Here is a 16627-nt window from a genome sequence, read left to right on the forward strand (position 1 = left end):
TTAGTTATGAATGAGCTAACCCTTGTTGTTTATCAAGCCCATCCGGTTACAGGTGAATATGTCGGCAGCGTGTACGCTGACCCGGACCCTCTTACTTCTGATTGCTGGATTGTTCCGGCGATGGCGTTTACAGAGGCTCCGCCTGTAGTGGGGGAAGGGTTTACCGTTGTTCATATGGCTGGTCGCGACAGTGCCTGGAGCGTTGTGGCGGACTTGCGTGGTGATGTTTATCACACTGATACAGGTGAGAAGGTTCAATGGCAGCAGCTTGGTGAACTGCCGGAGGGCGTAACTTCCAAGCCATGGCCTGGCTCTGGTTATGTCTGGAAAAACGACAGATGGGTGCTTGATGAAGCGCAGCATACGTTTGCATTAGCTGATATCGAGCGTCGCTGGAGAGATTCAGAGATCGATAACGTCAAGTGGTTGCGGGAGCGCCATCGTGATGAGACAGACCTGAACCTGGACGCTGCAACGCTGACAGAACAACAATTTTCCCAACTGTTGGAATATCTTCAGGCCCTGCGTAATTGGCCGCAGGATTCGAAGTTTCCAGTCTCCGAATTTCGGCCGGTTAGGCCGGACTGGATGGTTGGCCTTGTACAATAGTGCGGTGCTCATGAGCTCGGAAGTTTTTCATGCCGATAACCCAAAATGATCTTGTGCTAATCATGCCCAACGCCCGCTCCCAAGCGGGCGTTTTCGTATTTGCGCTGAACGCAGCGATGTCCAACCGGCAAATCACCACCCCAAAACGCATCGCCGCCTTCCTCGCCCAAATCGGCCACGAATCCGGCGAGTTGCGCTACGTATGTGAACTGGGCAGCGATCAATACCTGAGCAAATACGACACCGGTACCTTGGCCGCCCGCCTGGGCAACTCCCCAGAAGCCGATGGCGACGGGCAGAAGTATCGCGGACGTGGCCTGATCCAGATCACCGGGCGGCGCAACTACCTGGCATGCAGCCAGGCGTTGTTCGGCGATGAGCGTCTGTTGCAGCAACCCGAACTGCTGGAACAGCCACAATGGGCTGCCGAATCCGCCGCGTGGTTCTGGCAGAGCAATGGCTTGAACGAACTGGCTGACAAGGACCAATTCACGACCATCACCCAGCGCATCAACGGTGGCCTCAACGGTTTGGAGAACCGTATGCAACTGTGGGCCCGCGCGAAGGCGGTGTCATGGGCTTCCTGACGTCGTATCGCCTGCTTGGGTTTTGCCTGTTGCTCGCAGTTTCGGCGGGTGTTGCCTGGCAGGTACAGGCTTGGCGATATGGCGCACAACTCGAGCACCTGCAGGCTCTGCATGCCGCAGCTCTCAGCCAGCAACAACAGGCCGAACAGGACAAACGGCTGACACTGGAGCAACAACTCAGTGCCGGCGACCAACAACACACCCGGGAGCTTTCCGATGCACAACGCGCTCAGGCTCACCTGCGGGATCGCCTGGCCACTGCTGATGTGCGGTTGTCAGTCCTTCTCGACGCCAGCGATTCAGCCAACGGCTGCGCACTGCCAGCCGCCGCCACCCCCGCCAGCCTGGTTCATGCAGCCCCGCGAGCCCGACTTGACCCGGCGCATGCTCAACGAATTATCGGCATCACCGACGACGGTGATAACGCAATGATCGCTTTGCGCGCCTGCCAGGCGTATGTCCGGGCAGTGGTACGTTAGTCTCTTGTAACTTGCATGGCCCATGGGCTCCTGTAGGGTAGGCAAACGCCCGTTCACTCCAGGAGATGACCGTGAAGGAAATTACTCAACTCGCCGCTGAACTTGGCCGACGCTTGCAGGTGCTCAATGCCCACGTCACTACGGCCGAGTCGTGCACCGGCGGCGGTATCGCCGAGGCAATCACGCGGATTCCCGGGAGTTCGGCCTGGTTTGAGGCGGGCTACGTCACGTATTCCAATCGCCAGAAGACCCGGCAGCTGAATGTGCCGGAAGCCCTGTTCCCCAAGGTCGGTGCCGTCAGCCGCGAAGTGGTCGAGTCCATGGCCCGGGGCGCTCAGGAGAAAAGCCTGGCGCGTTTTGCCGTGGCGGTCAGTGGTGTGGCCGGCCCCGATGGCGGCTCGCCAGACAAGCCGGTGGGCACCGTTTGGCTGGCCTGGGGCGTGGGCGATGAGGTTACTGCCGAGCTTGAACACTTCCCTGGCAACCGCGACGAAGTCCGCCGACAAACGGTAAAGGCCGCGCTAGAGGGCTTGTTGCGACGAGCTGCAGCAGAAATAGAAAATCAGGGGTAGGCGATCACGGATCTTTGTGGAACAATACTGTCTACTTATACAGGTGTTGGCCGCCAGGCCTTATTGATTACGTGAGGACTTTAATGGACGACAACAAGAAGAAAGCCTTGGCTGCGGCCCTGGGTCAGATCGAACGTCAATTCGGCAAGGGTGCCGTAATGCGTATGGGCGATCACGACCGTCAGGCGATCCCGGCTATTTCCACTGGCTCTCTGGGTCTGGACATCGCGCTCGGCATTGGCGGCCTGCCAAAAGGCCGTATCGTTGAGATCTACGGTCCTGAATCTTCCGGTAAAACCACCCTGACCCTGTCGGTGATTGCCCAGGCACAAAAAATGGGCGCCACCTGTGCGTTCGTCGATGCCGAGCACGCACTGGATCCAGAATACGCCGGCAAGCTGGGCGTCAACGTTGACGACCTGCTGGTTTCCCAGCCGGACACCGGTGAGCAAGCCCTGGAAATCACCGACATGCTGGTGCGCTCCAACGCCATCGACGTGATCGTCATCGACTCCGTGGCAGCCCTGGTACCCAAGGCTGAAATCGAAGGCGAAATGGGCGACATGCACGTAGGCCTGCAGGCCCGTCTGATGTCCCAGGCCCTGCGTAAAATCACCGGTAACATCAAGAACGCCAACTGCCTGGTGATCTTCATCAACCAGATCCGGATGAAGATCGGCGTGATGTTCGGCAGCCCGGAAACCACCACCGGTGGTAACGCGCTGAAGTTCTACGCTTCGGTCCGCCTGGACATCCGCCGTACCGGCGCGGTGAAGGAAGGTGACGAGGTTGTCGGTAGCGAAACCCGCGTCAAAGTTGTTAAGAACAAGGTGGCTCCGCCGTTCCGTCAGGCCGAGTTCCAGATTCTCTACGGCAAGGGTATCTACCTGAACGGCGAGATGATCGACCTGGGCGTGCTGCACGGCTTCGTCGAGAAGTCCGGTGCCTGGTATGCCTACAACGGCAGCAAGATCGGCCAGGGCAAGGCCAACTCGGCCAAGTTCCTGCAGGACAACCCAGAGATTGCCACGGCGCTTGAAAAGCAGATCCGCGACAAGCTGCTGACCCCGACTGCCGACGTAAAGTCGACGGCCACCCGGGAAACGGCTGACGACATGGCCGACGCTGACATCTGAGCCAAACGATGAGCGTTGTACTGGATACACCCGTCGCCGTAAGGCGCACTGCAATGGACCTGCTCGCACGGCGCGAGCATGGTCGGGTCGAGCTGACGCGTAAATTGCGCCAGCGCGGCGCAGATCCCGAGATGATCGACGCAGCCCTTGACCGCCTGACGGAAGAAGGGCTGCTGTCGGAATCCCGTTACCTCGAAAGTTTTGTTTCCTACCGATCCCGTTCCGGCTATGGCCCTGCGCGTATTCGCGAAGAGCTGAGTCAGCGCGGCCTGCAACGTGCTGACATCGAACTCGCCTTGCGTGAGTCCGGCATCAGTTGGCAGGCGCAATTGGAAGATACCTGGCGTCGCAAGTTTGCCGGTCACCTGCCTATTGATGCGCGGGAGCGAGCGAAGCAGGGTCGCTTCCTGAGTTATCGCGGATTCTCGATGGAAATGATCAGCCGCTTGTTGAGCGGTAAGGATCTGGATGACTAAGCCGACTGAGCGCTTGGTCCAGGCCATATAGAGATCATATGTGGGAGCTGTCGAGCCCCAGCGAGGCTGCGATGGGATCGCCTCGGTATACCTCACAGACCACAGCGCCTGCATCGCAGCCTCGCCAAGGCTCGACAGCTCCCACACTAAATGTGTGGGGTTTGTTCAGTACGGGACAGTTAAAGCAAAAAGGCCCGCTATGAAAATAGCGGGCCTTTTTTGCGTTTAGGGATCACGCCTAGTGATCACGCCGTTTCCGTCACCCGCTGCTGCGCTTTCCCCTGAGCTTGTGCCCAGTTCTCCGGCAAGTTGATGTAATCCACCAATTCCCGCAGCCGTCCCTGATCGCGCCCATTGAAATTGAACACCAGCCGCGTCAGATGGCTGAAGCTAGGCTCGTCATGCTCCTCGCCGGTGTACGCGATTTGTTGGAATTCGCCACTCAGCCGCAAGCTGGCAAACGCCTCCTGCAGATGAGCCAGTGCACCGTCACTCAACGGATGATTCATGCGAATCACAAACTGGCGCTTCAGCCAGCGAGTGGAATGAAAGTTGGCGTAGAACTGGTTGATTTCGTCCACCGCCTCTTCAGCGTTGTACACCAGCCGCACCAGCTTGAGGTCGGTGGGCAAAATGTAGCGGTTGGCTTCAAGCTGGCTGCGGATAAAGTCCAGCGCCCCTTGCCAGAAACTCCCACCTGGCGCATCGAGCAGCACCACCGGGACCAGTGGGCTTTTGCCGGTCTGGATCAGAGTGAGTACTTCCAGCGCTTCATCCAGCGTGCCGAAGCCACCCGGGCACAGGATCAAGGCATCGGCTTCCTTGACGAAGAACAGCTTGCGGGTAAAGAAGAAGTGAAAGGACAGCAGGTTCTCGGTGCCATCGATGGTCGGGTTGGCATGCTGTTCAAACGGCAGGGTGATATTGAACCCCAGGCTGTGTTGCAGGCCGGCACCTTCGTGGGCCGCAGCCATGATGCCGCCGCCACCGCCGGTAATCACCATCAGGTCCGAACGGGCCAAAACCGCGCCCACTTCCCTGGCCAACGCATACAGCGGGCTTTCTACCGGCGTGCGCGCCGAGCCGAACACCGTGACTTTGCGTCGTCCCTTGAACTGCTCCAGCACCCGGAAGGCGTGGTCCAGCTCGCGGATGGCCTGCAAGGTGATCTTGGCGTTCCAGCGGCTGCGGTCGTCCTGGGCCATGCGTAACACGGTGAAGATCATGTCGCGATAAAGGGGGATATTCGGGCTGTTGGGCGCAATCAGGTGAAGTTGCGCGTCGACCTGCTGGGTCAGGTCGGTGCCGTTTTCTTGAAATTGACGGATCAGGAGTTCATTCGGTTCGTAAGGCATTCAACTTCTCCTTCTTCACAGAACCCTGGGTGCCGGCGAGAAATTCGTCGGGACCACGACACTGCATGTGTCGCCGCCTGTGACTAACGAGGCGGACGAAACCGGTTCTGTATATTCCTTATGATTAAAAACCTTTGCATTGCACGCTCAGGAGGGCAACCCTCTTTTGCCCTGAAAATGTTACAGAACGGTGTGAAAGCCCGGAGCGCCAAGCTTTCAGGATGAATTGATCATGAGCCTATAAAGTCTTGGCTGGCAACCGCTTATTGATCACTTGTGAGGGAGTTTAGACGTTGCCGCGAACGGGCAAAGACGGAGAGTACGGGGGGATATTGCGCGCCGCTGATCAGCGGCGCGCGACGGGAGCATCGCCTATTTTTTCTTCTTTGCCGCAGCCGGTGCCGGGCAATCTGCTTCCTGGAACTTGACCGACGCCACTGGGCGGTTGGTTTTGTTCTCGGTAATGTCGTAACGCATGATCGCGCCTTTGGCCATCAGCTCGCGATAGCCCTTGTTCAGGCACACACTTTGCCCCAGCTGGAAGTACACGGCCTTGGGGTTAGCGCGCATTTGCTCGGCGCGGTCAGGCTGCACGCTCAGATGATCAATCAACTGCAGGCCTTCAACGGTGTAGGCCACTTCCAGGGTTTTTTCGTCGATTTCCCGTGGAAGGTCTTTGTTGCTTTCTTCGGCGACGCTTTGCAGCTTCCTGTTCAGTTGGGCCTCCAGCAACGAGGCCGCTTGGGCACCCAGAGGCAAGACCAGCGCCAAGGCGACGGACGGAACTACAACGCGCAACATAAGACGCAGCATGAAACTCTCCTGATTCGGTTACTGGTGCATAGACCAGCCACTGCGCTGTGCGTTCAGTGGCGCGGGATTATAGGTGACCCCGGGCCAGTACGGCCAGCGTATTGCCGGGAAGTGCAGGTAGGCGTGGGCGCCTCTGGTAAACTGCGCCAACTTTTGCCTTCCCGAGTTCTATCTGTGTCGATTTCCACTTGCCTGCGGCGCATCCGATGAGCCATGCCGTCTCCCGTTTGCGCACCCAGCGCCTGGCCCGCGCCGTTAAGCCGTTTGTTGCACGGGGCTCGCGCGCCGAGCGCTGTCCCGGTTGCCGGGTGATTCCCGAGTATTGCCTGTGCGCCTGGCGGCCCAAGGTTGAGGCGAAATCCGGCATGTGCTTGCTGATGCATGACGTAGAACCAATGAAACCGAGCAACACGGGTTGGCTGATTGCGGACGTGATCAGCGACACCACCGCCTTTCCCTGGTCACGAACTGAGGTTGAACCTGAATTGCTGACCTTGCTGGCCGACCCGCAATGGCAGCCGTACATTGTTTTTCCCGGCGAATTCGTGGCGCCGGAACGAGTGGTCAACCAAGTAAGCCTGGAGGAGGGCAAGCGCCCGTTGTTCATTCTGCTGGACGGTACCTGGAGTGAGGCGCGCAAGATGTTTCGCAAGAGCCCGTACCTGGAGCACTTGCCGGTGTTGAGCCTGGCGCCCGAGCAACTGTCGCGCTATAAACTGCGCCGCTCCAAGCGCGACGACCACTTCTGCACCGCCGAAGTCGCCGCGCTGTGCCTGGAACTGGCCGATGACTTGGCGGCCAGCGAAGTACTGGATGCCTATCTGGACGTATTCAGCACCCACTATCTGGCGGCCAAGTTTCAACTGGCGCTGGACCCTGCCGACGTCGTCCATACTCGCCTTGCACCTTATCTATAGGCGTCATGGCCAGCCGACCTTTGCATGATGGCCGCGCAAACGCGTAGCCCGGTAAAATGGCCACGGGCGTAGCGCTTGACCACCCAGGCTACGCTGGGCATGCTTGGCGCCGATTGGGGCGCTGTCATAGATTGGAAACGTCGTCTTTGGACGTTGAGTGCGCCCTATGGTGATTGCTGGCCTGGCCGTCACCTTGTGCGTTGGCGAACACTGAACCCATCGGTGCTCGCATAAAAACAGGATCATTTAATAAATGGCCACATACGAAATCCTGATTGCCGATGACCACCCGCTGTTTCGCAGTGCGTTGCACCAGGCGGTCACGCTGGGCCTGGGGCCGGATGTACGCCTCGTTGAAGTTGCCAGTATTGCCGAGTTGGAAACCCGCCTCACCGAAAAGTCCGACTGGGACCTGGTACTGCTGGACCTGAACATGCCCGGTGCCTACGGTTTTTCCGGGTTGGTGCTGCTGCGCGGGCAATACCCGCAGATTCCGGTGGTGATGGTCTCGGCGCAGGAAGAAGCCTCGGTGGTGGTGCGCTCCAAGGAGTTCGGTGCCAGCGGCTTCATTCCCAAGTCCAGCTCCATGGAAGACATTCAGAAAGCCGTGCGCACGGTATTGGATGGCGATGTATCCTGGCCGCCGCAAGCCTTTGAAGAGATCAACGTCTCCGACGAAGCCAAGGCTGCTCGTGATGGGCTGGCCAGCCTCACGCCCCAGCAGTTCCGCGTGCTGACCATGGTTTGTGAAGGCCTGCTGAACAAGCAGATTGCCTACGAGTTGAGCGTGTCGGAAGCGACCATCAAGGCCCACGTCACGGCGATCTTCCGTAAGCTTGGAGTGCGTACGCGAACCCAGGCAGCGTTGCTCTTGCAACAACTTGAGTCAATTTCGCAGCATTAAGACGCTGTTCATTCACGTTTTTTTGACTTTGCGTGCTCTAGTTTCCCCACACCTTTTTGCTCAGTTGCCTACTCTATGTCGCCTTTCAAAGGTCAAACCGGTATCAAACGTATCTTCAACGCCGGGGGATATTCCCTGGATGGGCTGCGTGCGGCCTTCACCGGCGAGGCGGCTTTTCGTCAATTGGTGTTGCTCAACGTCATCCTGATCCCGCTGAGTTTCTTCCTTAATGTCAGCCGGGTGGAGCGGGCGCTGCTGATTGCCGTGTGCCTGCTGGCATTGATCGTAGAACTGCTTAACTCGGCAGTCGAAGCGGCGATCGACCGGATTTCCCTGGACCTGCACCCGTTGTCGAAAAACGCCAAGGACATGGGCAGCGCCGCGCAGTTTGTCGCGCTGACCATGATTACCCTGGTGTGGGCCGTCATCCTGATCTAGGCAATGGTCGGCAGCACAATCTCGTCGCTGCGCTGTACCCCGGCGGTAAAGGAACGGCACAGTTCGAGGAATTCACGCATGGCCGAGGTCTGGTACTTCTGCTTGTGCCAGATGAAGTAGAACTGCCGGGCCAGGTCCAGGTCCGGGGTTTCCACCGGCACCAGGCTGCCGCGCCGAAACGCGTCGCGCAGCGCCAGCCGGGAAATGCAGCCAATCCCCAATCCTGACTCCACAGCGCGCTTGATCGCTTCGGTGTGTTCCAGCTCCAGGCGGATATTCAGCGCACTGCGGTGATGGCGCATGGCTTGGTCAAAGGTCAGCCGCGTGCCAGAGCCTTGTTCCCGCAGGATCCAGGCTTCATGGGTCAGCTCTTCCATGGTTGCCTGGCCGCGCTTGGCCAAGTGATGCTGCGGCGCGCAGAACACCACCAGCTCATCTTCCACCCAGGTTTGCACCTCGATGTCCGGATGGCTGCAGTCGCCTTCGATTAGACCCAGATCAATTTCGTAGTGCGCCACCTGATGCACGATATGCGCAGTGTTCTGCACATGCAGCTTCACCTGGCTCTCGGGATGCTGCTGCATGAAGCTGCCGATCAGCAGTGTGGCCAGGTAATTACCAATGGTCAGCGTGGCGCCAACCGCCAGGGAGCCGAAGCCGGACTTGCCGTTGAGCAGGTCCTCGATCTCTTTGGCCTGGTCCAGCAGCGCCACTGCCTGGGGCAACAGTTGGTGACCGAGGGCGTTGAGGCTCAGGCGTTTGCCCGCGCGATCGAATAATTGGCAGCTGGATTGGCGCTCCAGCTCGGTAATCGAGGTGCTGGCGGCAGATTGAGATAAGGCCAGAAGGCCAGCAGCGCGCGAGACGCTTTCCTGCTGGGCGACGGCGACGAAGACTTGCAGTTGACGTAGAGTAAATCGCATATCGATATAACCGATAACCCTTATCTTAATAATCCAGTTAACAGATATTGTCGCCGCCATTAGAATGCTGTGCAATTGCGCATCCAACATTTGGCGCAGACCCATTTCCAGGAGTTCCCCGTACATGAGCAACATGAACCACGAACGTGTCCTCAGTGTTCATCACTGGAACGACACGCTGTTCAGCTTCAAGTGCACCCGCGACCCGGGCTTGCGCTTCGAGAACGGTCAGTTCGTGATGATCGGCCTGCAACAGCCCAACGGCCGCCCGCTCATGCGCGCTTACTCCATTGCCAGCCCGAACTGGGAAGAGCATCTGGAGTTCTTCAGCATCAAGGTGCCTGATGGCCCGCTGACTTCCCAATTGCAGCACTTGAAGGAAGGCGACGAGATCATCATCAGCAAAAAACCGACGGGCACCCTGGTGCTCGACGATTTGAAGCCCGGCAAACACCTGTATCTGCTCAGCACCGGTACCGGCTTGGCGCCGTTCATGAGCGTGATCCAGGACCCGGAGACCTACGAGCGTTTCGAAAAAGTGATCCTGTGCCACGGCGTGCGTTACGTCAACGAAGTCGCCTACCGCGAATTCATCACCGAGCACCTGCCACAGAACGAGTTCTTCGGCGAGGCCCTGCGTGACAAGTTGATCTACTACCCGACCGTGACCCGCGAGCCGTTCGAAAACGAAGGCCGCCTGACCGACCTGATGCGCAGCGGCAAGCTGTTCAGTGACATCGGCCTGCCGCCGATCAATCCTGAAGACGACCGTGCGATGCTGTGCGGCAGCCCGAGCATGCTGGATGAAACCAGCGAAGTGCTGAACAGCTTCGGCCTGAAGGTTTCCCCGCGTATGCGTGAGCCGGGTGACTACTTGATCGAGCGTGCGTTCGTCGAGAAATAAGCGAACCGATTTGCTTTTGTGGCGAGGTACTTGCTCCCGCTGGACTGCGAAGCGGTCCCGGCGAGGCCACCTGGTTGTTCCAGATAAAATGGGGTGTCAGGTTTTGGGGCCGCTGCGCAGCCCAACGGGAGCAAGCTCCCTCGCCACATGACTTGGGTGCGACTAAAAAGCCCGCGTTGCCTTCACAGGCAGCGCGGGCTTTTTTGTTTTCGGGATTTACTTGGCTGCAATCACTTCCAGCACACAAATCATCCCCGCCTCGGGATAGTGCCAGCGCACGTCCACATCCCAGAATTGCGCACCGTATTCCCGTTCAGAGGTAGGAACCTGATACGCCGGCCGTGGATCCTGTGCCAGGCACTGCTCGATCAACGCCACCAATGGCTCGTCAAGGCGTTGAGCGTGGCCTTGTGCCTGTTGCAGCGCGGTCTTCAGCCACTGCACGGGAATCAGCTGTGGCGCAGCGCTGGCGATGCCATTGGTCGCGGTGTCAACGATGTCTGCGTACGGCACGTACGGCTTGATGTCGAGAATCGGTGTCCCGTCCAGCAGATCAATACCGGATATCCACAGGCGGCCGTTCTCTACCTTGTCCAGCTTGACCACCGACTGGCCGATGCCATTGGGCCGGTGGGTCGCGCGAGTAGCGAACACGCCCATCGACGTGTTGCCGCCCAGGCGCGGCGGGCGCACTTTGAGCCGTGGCTTGTCTTCAAGCGCCTGGTGGAACAGGAACAGCAACCACACGTGGCTGACCTGCTCCAGGCCCTGCACCGCCTCACCCTGGTCGAACGGCGCCACCAACTCCAGTATGCCCCGGGCGGCGGGCGCCAGTTGGGGCTGGCGCGGGATGGCGAACTTCTCCTTGAAACAGGAGCGCACGAAGCCGACGGGCGAGACGCTGTAGGTCACGGGCTTACGCGAACGCGCAGGGTCAGGCCCTTGAGGAAGTTGCGCAGCAACTGGTCACCGCAGGTGCGGTAGTTGGTGTGGCCGAACTTGCGGAACAGCGCGCTCAACTCAGGCTTGGACACCGGGAACTCGGAGGCCTTGAGGATCGCGTGCATGTCGTCTTCCTTCAGTTCGAAGGCCACGCGCAGTTTCTTCAGGATGATGTTGTTGGTTATCGGCAGATCGATCGGCTGCGGTGGACGGCTTTCGTCCTTGCCGCGCTTGAAGATCACCAGGCCATCGAGGAAATGCGCCATGACTTCGTCCGGGCAGAACACGAAGCCCTCTTCCTCGTCTTTCTTGAGGTAGGTCAGCAGGTCGTCCTTGGTGACTTCCATGCCGCCGAGCTTAATGATCTCGACCATCTTGTTGTCGCTGATGTCGAGCATGTAGCGCACGCTGCGCAGTACGTCGTTGTGAATCATGTGGGCAATCCTGGTCATTCAACTGTGAACACCGCCCAGGCAGGCGGTGTCGAGAGATTCGGCGGCGAAAAAAGTCTTAGAACTTTTCTTTGCCGGACAGATAGCGCCATTGGCCTACCGGCACTTTGCCGATGGAGACTCCGCCAATGCGGATGCGTCGAATGGCGACGACTTTCAGGCCAACGGCTTCGCAGAACAAGGCAATCACACCCGGTTGCGGGTTTTTCAACGCAAAGCGCAGGCGGTTCTCGTTCTGCCAGCTGGCTTTCACCGCTGGCAACTCCTTACCCTTATAGGTCAGGCCGTGGTTCAGGCGGTTCAGGCCGTGGGCGACCATATCGCCGGACACCTCCACCACGTATTCCTGTTCGATCTTGTTCGCGTCCGCCGTCAGCTTGCGCAAAATCTTCCAGTCCTGGGTGAACACCAGCAGGCCGCTGGCCTTGGCTTGCAGGTCGCTGCTGGCGGTCAGGCGCAGGAAGTGGCCCTTGAGCGGGCGCTTGCTGAAGCGGTGTTCTTCCGACAGGGTCTCGGCGTTGATCGAGGCCATGGCCGCCTCGGCATCCACACCGGCAGGCGCGTGGAACAGGATGGTCACCGGCTCTGGCGCGGTGGCCTTGGCTTCAGGGTCAAGCTCGACCTTCTGGGTGGTGACCTTGAACTGCGGCTCGTCGATCACTTCGCCGTCCACCGTGACCCAGCCGCCCTCGATGAACAGCTCAGCCTCCCGACGGGAGCAACCGACCAGTTCGATGAGGCGTTTGGAGAGGCGTAGGGGTTCAGTCATGACAAGGGCCGAAACAAAAGGGGGCGGCTATTGTACCTGTGTGGCGCCGGTTAATCCCGGCTCCATTTCATTTAGCCGCGGCGCGCCTGTGACTGGGCCTGGCGCAGGCGCATGTGCAGCAACGGATACGGCTGGCCCATGCCGTCATGGTCCGTGCGCCCGACCACTTCAAAGCCCTGCTTGAAGTAAAAGCCCAGGGCTTGTGGATTCTGTTCATTGACGTCCAGTTGATCGGCGTTCATCGACTCGATGGCATAGCACAACAATTGCCGGCCCAGGCCCAGGCCACGGTGGTCCGGGTCGATAAACAGCATCTCGACCTTGCCCGCCGCCACCCCGGCAAACCCGGTGATGCGCTGGCGCGAGTCCTTGGTGCAGATCAGCATCACCGCGTCGAGGTAGCGGGTCAGCACCAGATTTTTCAGCAACTCGATGTAACTGTCCGGCAGGAAGTCATGGGTGGCCCGCACCGATGCCTCCCAGATACGGGCCAGTTCCTGGTAGTCGCTGGATTTGGGTGTATGGATAACCGAATGCTGACGCATGCCCGCTGCCCCTTGCCGATAGTTGGCGTTGATGGGCAAAACGATAGACCTAAAAAAGCCCCGCATCTTGTCCAGAGGCAGGGCTTTTTCAATTCTTTACATCTTATGCGCGCTTTTCAGCCCACAGGTCGTACTCGTCGGCGTCGGTCACGGTGCACCAGACCTTGTCGCCCGGCTTCAGGTCGCTGGCATCGTCGATGAATACGTTACCGTCGATTTCCGGCGCATCGAAGAAGCAACGGCCTACAGCGCCTTGCTCGTCGACTTCGTCGATCAGTACTTCGATCTCGCGGCCGATGCGCAGTTGCAGGCGCGCCGAGCTGATGGCCTGCTGGTGGGCCATGAAGCGCTCCCAACGGTCTTGCTTGACGTCGTCCGGCACGATTGCCGCGTCCAGCAGGTTGGCCGGAGCGCCTTCAACCGGCGAGTACTGGAAGCAGCCGACGCGGTCCAGTTGGGCCTCGGTCAGCCAGTCCAGCAGGTACTGGAAGTCTTCTTCGGTTTCGCCCGGGAAGCCGACGATGAATGTGGAACGGATGATCAGGTCCGGGCAGATCTCGCGCCAGTTCTTGATACGCGCCAGGGTCTTGTCTTCGAAGGCCGGGCGTTTCATGGCCTTGAGGATTTTCGGGCTGGCGTGCTGGAACGGGATGTCCAGGTACGGCAGGATCTTGCCGGCGGCCATCAGCGGGATCAGCTCGTCGACGTGCGGGTACGGGTAAACGTAGTGCAGGCGCACCCACACGCCGAGGCTGCTCAGGGCTTCGCAGAGTTCGGTCATGCGGGTTTTTACCGGCGCGCCGTTCCAGAAGCCGGTGCGGTATTTGACGTCGACGCCGTAGGCGCTGGTGTCCTGGGAGATCACCAGCAGCTCTTTTACGCCGGATTTGACCAGGCGCTGGGCCTCGTCCAGTACGTCGCCCACCGGGCGGCTCACCAGTTTTCCGCGCATCGAGGGGATGATGCAGAAGCTGCAGCTGTGGTTGCAGCCTTCGGAAATCTTCAGGTAGGCGTAGTGGCGTGGGGTCAGCTTGATGCCTTGTGGCGGCACCAGGTCGATCAGCGGGTTGTGGTCCTGGCGCGGCGGCACCACTTGGTGCACGGCGTTGACCACCTGCTCGTACTGCTGCGGGCCGGTCACGGCCAGCACGCTCGGGTGTACCTTGCGGATGTTGCCTTCTTCCACACCCATACAACCGGTGACGATTACCTTGCCGTTTTCCTTGATGGCTTCGCCGATCACTTCCAGGGACTCAGCCTTGGCCGAGTCGATGAAGCCACAGGTGTTGACCACCACCACGTCCGCGTCCTGGTAGGTGGACACGACGTCATAACCTTCCATGCGCAGTTGCGTAAGGATGCGTTCGGAGTCGACCAGAGCCTTTGGGCAACCCAGGGATACAAAGCCGACCTTGGGGTTGGCTTTTGCGATGGTGGTGGACATGTCTAACCTCGGTATTGAATGACGCCGCCAGTCGTGCACGAAAGGCTGCGGATGGGCACTTGGTGTGCCTCTGATCAAAAAGTGCGCAATTCTAGCGACGGGAATCGCTCTTGACCAGCTTTATGCAGGGAAATACGACGAGTGCTGCGCTATGCTTCGCGCCGTTGCACCTGAGTGAATTTCCTCGGTCAATAAATCGTCTGTAACGAGAAGTAAAACAGCGCATGCTGTGGACAGCATAGGCGCCCGCAGCAGGCGCGCTGTTTATAAAAGACCGCAGGTCAAAGGGCAGGAGTGGTTGATGGGTCAGGCAAGTAGTCAGGCAGCAGGTGCCGAGCATTCCAACGCAAAGCCGATCGGCATGCTGGTGGCGGCAGTGGGGGTGGTGTACGGCGATATCGGCACCAGCCCGCTCTATACCCTCAAAGAGGTGTTTACCGGCGGTTATGGGGTTCAGGTCAACCATGATGGCGTGCTGGGAATCCTGGCGTTGATCTTCTGGTCGCTGATCTGGGTGGTGTCGATCAAATACATGCTGTTCGTGCTGCGCGCCGATAACCAGGGCGAGGGCGGCATCATGGCCTTGACCGCACTGGCGCGACGGGCGGCGGGGGAGCGCAAGCGATTGCGCAGTTTCCTGGTGGTCTGTGGCCTGTGTGGTGCGGCGCTGTTCTACGGGGACAGCATGATCACCCCGGCAATTTCTGTATTGTCGGCTGTGGAAGGCCTGGAGCTGGCCTTCGATGGCCTGGAGAAATGGGTCGTGCCGATCGCCCTGGTCGTGCTGGTGGCGCTGTTCCTGATCCAGAAGCACGGCACTGATCGCATCGGCAAGCTGTTCGGGCCGGTGATGGTCACCTGGTTCCTGGTGCTGGGCGGCCTTGGCGCCTACGGCATCACCCAGCATCCGGAAGTACTTAACGCCATGAACCCGATGTGGGGCGTGCGTTTCTTCGAGGCGCACCCGGGCATTGGCGTGGCCATTCTCGGCGCGGTGGTGCTGGCGTTGACCGGCGCCGAGGCGCTGTACGCCGACATGGGCCACTTCGGCCGCAAACCCATCGCCCGCGCCTGGTTCATATTGGTGTTGCCGGCGCTGGTACTCAATTATTTCGGCCAGGGTGCGCTGCTGCTCGGCGATCCTGAAGCCGCGCGCAACCCGTTCTACCTGCTGGCGCCGAGTTGGGCACTGATCCCGCTGGTGGTGTTGTCCACGCTGGCCACGGTAATCGCGTCCCAGGCGGTCATTTCCGGCGCGTTCTCCCTGACCCGCCAGGCCATCCAGCTCGGTTACATCCCGCGCATGCATATCCAGCACACCTCCAGTGCCGAGCAAGGCCAGATCTACATCGGCGCGGTGAACTGGTCGCTGATGGTCGGCGTGATCTTGCTGGTGCTGGGCTTCGAGTCGTCCAATGCATTGGCGTCGGCCTACGGTGTAGCGGTGACCGGCACCATGCTGATGACCACCATCCTGGTGTCGGCGGTGATGCTGCTGCTGTGGAAATGGCCGCCGATATTTGCGGTGCCGGTGTTGGTCTGCTGCCTGTTGGTGGACGGGCTGTACTTCGCGGCCAACGTGCCGAAGATCGTCCAGGGTGGCGCTTTCCCGGTACTCGCGGGGATTGTGCTGTTCGTGCTGATGACCACGTGGAAGCGCGGCAAACAGTTGCTGGTGGAGCGCCTCGACGAGGGTGGCCTGCCGTTGCCGATCTTTATCAGCAGTATCCGTGTGCAGCCGCCCCACCGGGTGCAGGGCACTGCGGTGTTCCTCACCGCGCGTCCCGACGCCGTGCCCCACGCGCTGTTGCACAACCTGCTGCATAACCAGGTATTGCACGAGCAAGTGGTGCTGTTGACGGTGGTTTACGAAGACATTCCGCGTGTGCCGGTCTCACGCCGCTTTGAGGTGGATTCCTACGGCGAAGGCTTCTTCCGTGTGATCCTGCACTTTGGTTTTACCGATGAGCCGGACGTGCCCGAGGCGCTGAAACTGTGCCATCTGGATGACCTGGACTTCAGCCCGATGCGCACCACCTACTTCCTCAGCCGCGAAACCGTGATCGCCTCGCGCATCAAGGGCATGGCGCGCTGGCGCGAAGGGTTGTTCGCCTTCATGCTCAAGAACGCCAACGGCAACCTGCGCTTCTTCAAGCTGCCGGTTAACCGGGTGATCGAGCTGGGTACCCAGGTAGAAATGTAAGCCCTGGCAGCGTCCCCCCGTAGCAGCTGTCGAGCCTTGGCGAGGCTGCGAGGGGCGCGACCCGGTCCAGAGGTCTGACCGTGAGGCGGTGGTGCTGCCGACGCAGCCTCGCCGGGGCTCGACAGCTGCTACGGGCAATCAACAAAAAGCCCCCGGTGC

The 16627-nt window shown here is 59.6% G+C and carries 19 protein-coding genes; 11 read left to right on the top strand and 8 right to left on the bottom strand.

The features are described from left to right. The first annotated feature begins 6 nt into the window (after positions 1 to 6). The 6 genes from ACZRN6_RS03015 to recX all read left to right on the top strand — a co-directional run bounded on the left by ACZRN6_RS03015 (position 7) and on the right by recX (position 3859). Positions 7 to 609, top strand: coding sequence for a phage tail assembly chaperone (locus ACZRN6_RS03015; RefSeq protein ID WP_464007184.1), 603 nt, complete (start codon positions 7 to 9; stop codon positions 607 to 609). A 62-nt stretch (positions 610 to 671) separates the two neighbouring features. Continuing rightward, positions 672 to 1196: a glycoside hydrolase family 19 protein gene (locus ACZRN6_RS03020; RefSeq protein ID WP_464007185.1), complete on the top strand. Its 525-nt coding sequence runs from the start codon at positions 672 to 674 to the stop codon at positions 1194 to 1196. Beyond that, complete coding sequence (locus tag ACZRN6_RS03025) at positions 1184 to 1675, top strand: lysis system i-spanin subunit Rz (protein ID WP_464007186.1); 492 nt, start codon at positions 1184 to 1186, stop codon at positions 1673 to 1675. Before ACZRN6_RS03020 ends, ACZRN6_RS03025 begins: the two co-directional genes overlap by 13 nt. A gap of 71 nt (positions 1676 to 1746) precedes the next feature. Beyond that, entirely contained in the window at positions 1747 to 2247 is a 501-nt protein-coding gene (locus tag ACZRN6_RS03030) for a CinA family protein (protein WP_464007187.1), read from the top strand. An 83-nt stretch (positions 2248 to 2330) separates the two neighbouring features. Next, the gene (gene recA, locus ACZRN6_RS03035; RefSeq protein ID WP_177084820.1) at positions 2331 to 3383 is read left to right on the top strand and encodes a recombinase RecA; all 1053 of its coding nucleotides are present in this window, start codon (positions 2331 to 2333) and stop codon (positions 3381 to 3383) included. 8 nt (positions 3384 to 3391) lie between these two features. Continuing rightward, the gene (gene recX / locus ACZRN6_RS03040) at positions 3392 to 3859 is read left to right on the top strand and encodes a recombination regulator RecX (protein ID WP_322147179.1); all 468 of its coding nucleotides are present in this window, start codon (positions 3392 to 3394) and stop codon (positions 3857 to 3859) included. Between the two features lie 245 nt (positions 3860 to 4104). Here recX and ACZRN6_RS03045 read toward each other — a convergent pair whose 3' ends face one another. Both ACZRN6_RS03045 and ACZRN6_RS03050 read right to left on the bottom strand, forming a co-directional pair. Next, a complete protein-coding gene (locus tag ACZRN6_RS03045) occupies positions 4105 to 5214 on the bottom strand; it encodes an LOG family protein (protein WP_464007188.1) in 1110 nt (369 codons plus the stop codon). 372 nt (positions 5215 to 5586) lie between these two features. Beyond that, positions 5587 to 6027: a PA3611 family quorum-sensing-regulated virulence factor gene (locus tag ACZRN6_RS03050; RefSeq protein WP_464007189.1), complete on the bottom strand. Its 441-nt coding sequence runs from the start codon at positions 6025 to 6027 to the stop codon at positions 5587 to 5589. A gap of 206 nt (positions 6028 to 6233) precedes the next feature. Here ACZRN6_RS03050 and ACZRN6_RS03055 point away from each other — a divergent pair, with 206 nt between their 5' ends. From ACZRN6_RS03055 to ACZRN6_RS03065, 3 genes are all read left to right on the top strand, one after another. Then, entirely contained in the window at positions 6234 to 6944 is a 711-nt protein-coding gene (locus tag ACZRN6_RS03055) for a tRNA-uridine aminocarboxypropyltransferase (RefSeq protein WP_322147176.1), read from the top strand. 253 nt (positions 6945 to 7197) lie between these two features. Next, positions 7198 to 7848, top strand: coding sequence for a response regulator transcription factor ErdR (erdR, locus tag ACZRN6_RS03060; protein WP_003208636.1), 651 nt, complete (start codon positions 7198 to 7200; stop codon positions 7846 to 7848). A 75-nt stretch (positions 7849 to 7923) separates the two neighbouring features. After that, complete coding sequence (locus ACZRN6_RS03065; protein ID WP_003208635.1) at positions 7924 to 8286, top strand: diacylglycerol kinase; 363 nt, start codon at positions 7924 to 7926, stop codon at positions 8284 to 8286. Here ACZRN6_RS03065 and ACZRN6_RS03070 read toward each other — a convergent pair. Continuing rightward, positions 8283 to 9209, bottom strand: a complete 927-nt coding sequence (locus ACZRN6_RS03070; RefSeq protein ID WP_003208633.1) for a LysR family transcriptional regulator — start codon at positions 9207 to 9209, stop codon at positions 8283 to 8285. The two genes, ACZRN6_RS03065 and ACZRN6_RS03070, sit on opposite strands and share 4 nt — an antisense overlap. 124 nt (positions 9210 to 9333) lie before the next feature. Here ACZRN6_RS03070 and fpr point away from each other — a divergent pair, with 124 nt between their 5' ends. Further along, a complete protein-coding gene (gene fpr, locus ACZRN6_RS03075) occupies positions 9334 to 10113 on the top strand; it encodes a ferredoxin-NADP reductase (RefSeq protein ID WP_003189055.1) in 780 nt (259 codons plus the stop codon). Between the two features lie 216 nt (positions 10114 to 10329). On the opposite strand, the gene tsaA is transcribed toward fpr, so the two are convergent. The 5 genes from tsaA to rimO all read right to left on the bottom strand — a co-directional run bounded on the left by tsaA (position 10330) and on the right by rimO (position 14265). Next, positions 10330 to 11025: a tRNA (N6-threonylcarbamoyladenosine(37)-N6)-methyltransferase TrmO gene (tsaA, locus tag ACZRN6_RS03080; RefSeq protein ID WP_322147172.1), complete on the bottom strand. Its 696-nt coding sequence runs from the start codon at positions 11023 to 11025 to the stop codon at positions 10330 to 10332. After that, a complete protein-coding gene (locus ACZRN6_RS03085) occupies positions 11022 to 11489 on the bottom strand; it encodes a YehS family protein (protein WP_322147171.1) in 468 nt (155 codons plus the stop codon). The genes tsaA and ACZRN6_RS03085 overlap by 4 nt, the downstream gene beginning before the upstream one ends. A gap of 76 nt (positions 11490 to 11565) precedes the next feature. Next, positions 11566 to 12276 (bottom strand): rRNA pseudouridine synthase, encoded by a 711-nt coding sequence (locus tag ACZRN6_RS03090; RefSeq protein WP_322147169.1) that lies wholly within the window; start codon positions 12274 to 12276, stop codon positions 11566 to 11568. Between the two features lie 71 nt (positions 12277 to 12347). Continuing rightward, positions 12348 to 12821 (bottom strand): GNAT family N-acetyltransferase, encoded by a 474-nt coding sequence (locus ACZRN6_RS03095; RefSeq protein ID WP_464007190.1) that lies wholly within the window; start codon positions 12819 to 12821, stop codon positions 12348 to 12350. Positions 12822 to 12924: 103 nt separating this feature from the next. Next, positions 12925 to 14265 carry a 30S ribosomal protein S12 methylthiotransferase RimO gene (rimO, locus tag ACZRN6_RS03100; protein ID WP_088422964.1) on the bottom strand — a complete coding sequence of 447 codons (1341 nt, stop codon included), beginning with the start codon at positions 14263 to 14265 and terminating at the stop codon, positions 12925 to 12927. Between the two features lie 301 nt (positions 14266 to 14566). On the opposite strand from rimO, the gene ACZRN6_RS03105 reads away from it, so the two are divergent. Beyond that, positions 14567 to 16468 (top strand): potassium transporter Kup, encoded by a 1902-nt coding sequence (locus ACZRN6_RS03105; RefSeq protein ID WP_322147167.1) that lies wholly within the window; start codon positions 14567 to 14569, stop codon positions 16466 to 16468. Positions 16469 to 16627: the final 159 nt, after the last annotated feature.

It is taken from the genome of Pseudomonas sp. A125 (assembly GCF_055409485.1).

Coding starts and splice junctions, on each gene's coding strand:
- ACZRN6_RS03070 (WP_003208633.1), bottom strand. CDS start 9,209: ATGCGATTTACTCTACGTCAACTGCAAGTCTTCGTCGCCGTCGCCCAG.
- recX (WP_322147179.1), top strand. CDS start 3,392: ATGAGCGTTGTACTGGATACACCCGTCGCCGTAAGGCGCACTGCAATG.
- rimO (WP_088422964.1), bottom strand. CDS start 14,265: ATGTCCACCACCATCGCAAAAGCCAACCCCAAGGTCGGCTTTGTATCC.
- ACZRN6_RS03095 (WP_464007190.1), bottom strand. CDS start 12,821: ATGCGTCAGCATTCGGTTATCCATACACCCAAATCCAGCGACTACCAG.
- ACZRN6_RS03105 (WP_322147167.1), top strand. CDS start 14,567: ATGGGTCAGGCAAGTAGTCAGGCAGCAGGTGCCGAGCATTCCAACGCA.
- ACZRN6_RS03055 (WP_322147176.1), top strand. CDS start 6,234: ATGAGCCATGCCGTCTCCCGTTTGCGCACCCAGCGCCTGGCCCGCGCC.
- erdR (WP_003208636.1), top strand. CDS start 7,198: ATGGCCACATACGAAATCCTGATTGCCGATGACCACCCGCTGTTTCGC.
- recA (WP_177084820.1), top strand. CDS start 2,331: ATGGACGACAACAAGAAGAAAGCCTTGGCTGCGGCCCTGGGTCAGATC.
- ACZRN6_RS03065 (WP_003208635.1), top strand. CDS start 7,924: ATGTCGCCTTTCAAAGGTCAAACCGGTATCAAACGTATCTTCAACGCC.
- ACZRN6_RS03085 (WP_322147171.1), bottom strand. CDS start 11,489: ATGATTCACAACGACGTACTGCGCAGCGTGCGCTACATGCTCGACATC.
- ACZRN6_RS03090 (WP_322147169.1), bottom strand. CDS start 12,276: ATGACTGAACCCCTACGCCTCTCCAAACGCCTCATCGAACTGGTCGGT.
- ACZRN6_RS03045 (WP_464007188.1), bottom strand. CDS start 5,214: ATGCCTTACGAACCGAATGAACTCCTGATCCGTCAATTTCAAGAAAAC.
- ACZRN6_RS03050 (WP_464007189.1), bottom strand. CDS start 6,027: ATGCTGCGTCTTATGTTGCGCGTTGTAGTTCCGTCCGTCGCCTTGGCG.
- ACZRN6_RS03015 (WP_464007184.1), top strand. CDS start 7: ATGAATGAGCTAACCCTTGTTGTTTATCAAGCCCATCCGGTTACAGGT.
- ACZRN6_RS03025 (WP_464007186.1), top strand. CDS start 1,184: ATGGGCTTCCTGACGTCGTATCGCCTGCTTGGGTTTTGCCTGTTGCTC.
- ACZRN6_RS03020 (WP_464007185.1), top strand. CDS start 672: ATGCCCAACGCCCGCTCCCAAGCGGGCGTTTTCGTATTTGCGCTGAAC.
- fpr (WP_003189055.1), top strand. CDS start 9,334: ATGAGCAACATGAACCACGAACGTGTCCTCAGTGTTCATCACTGGAAC.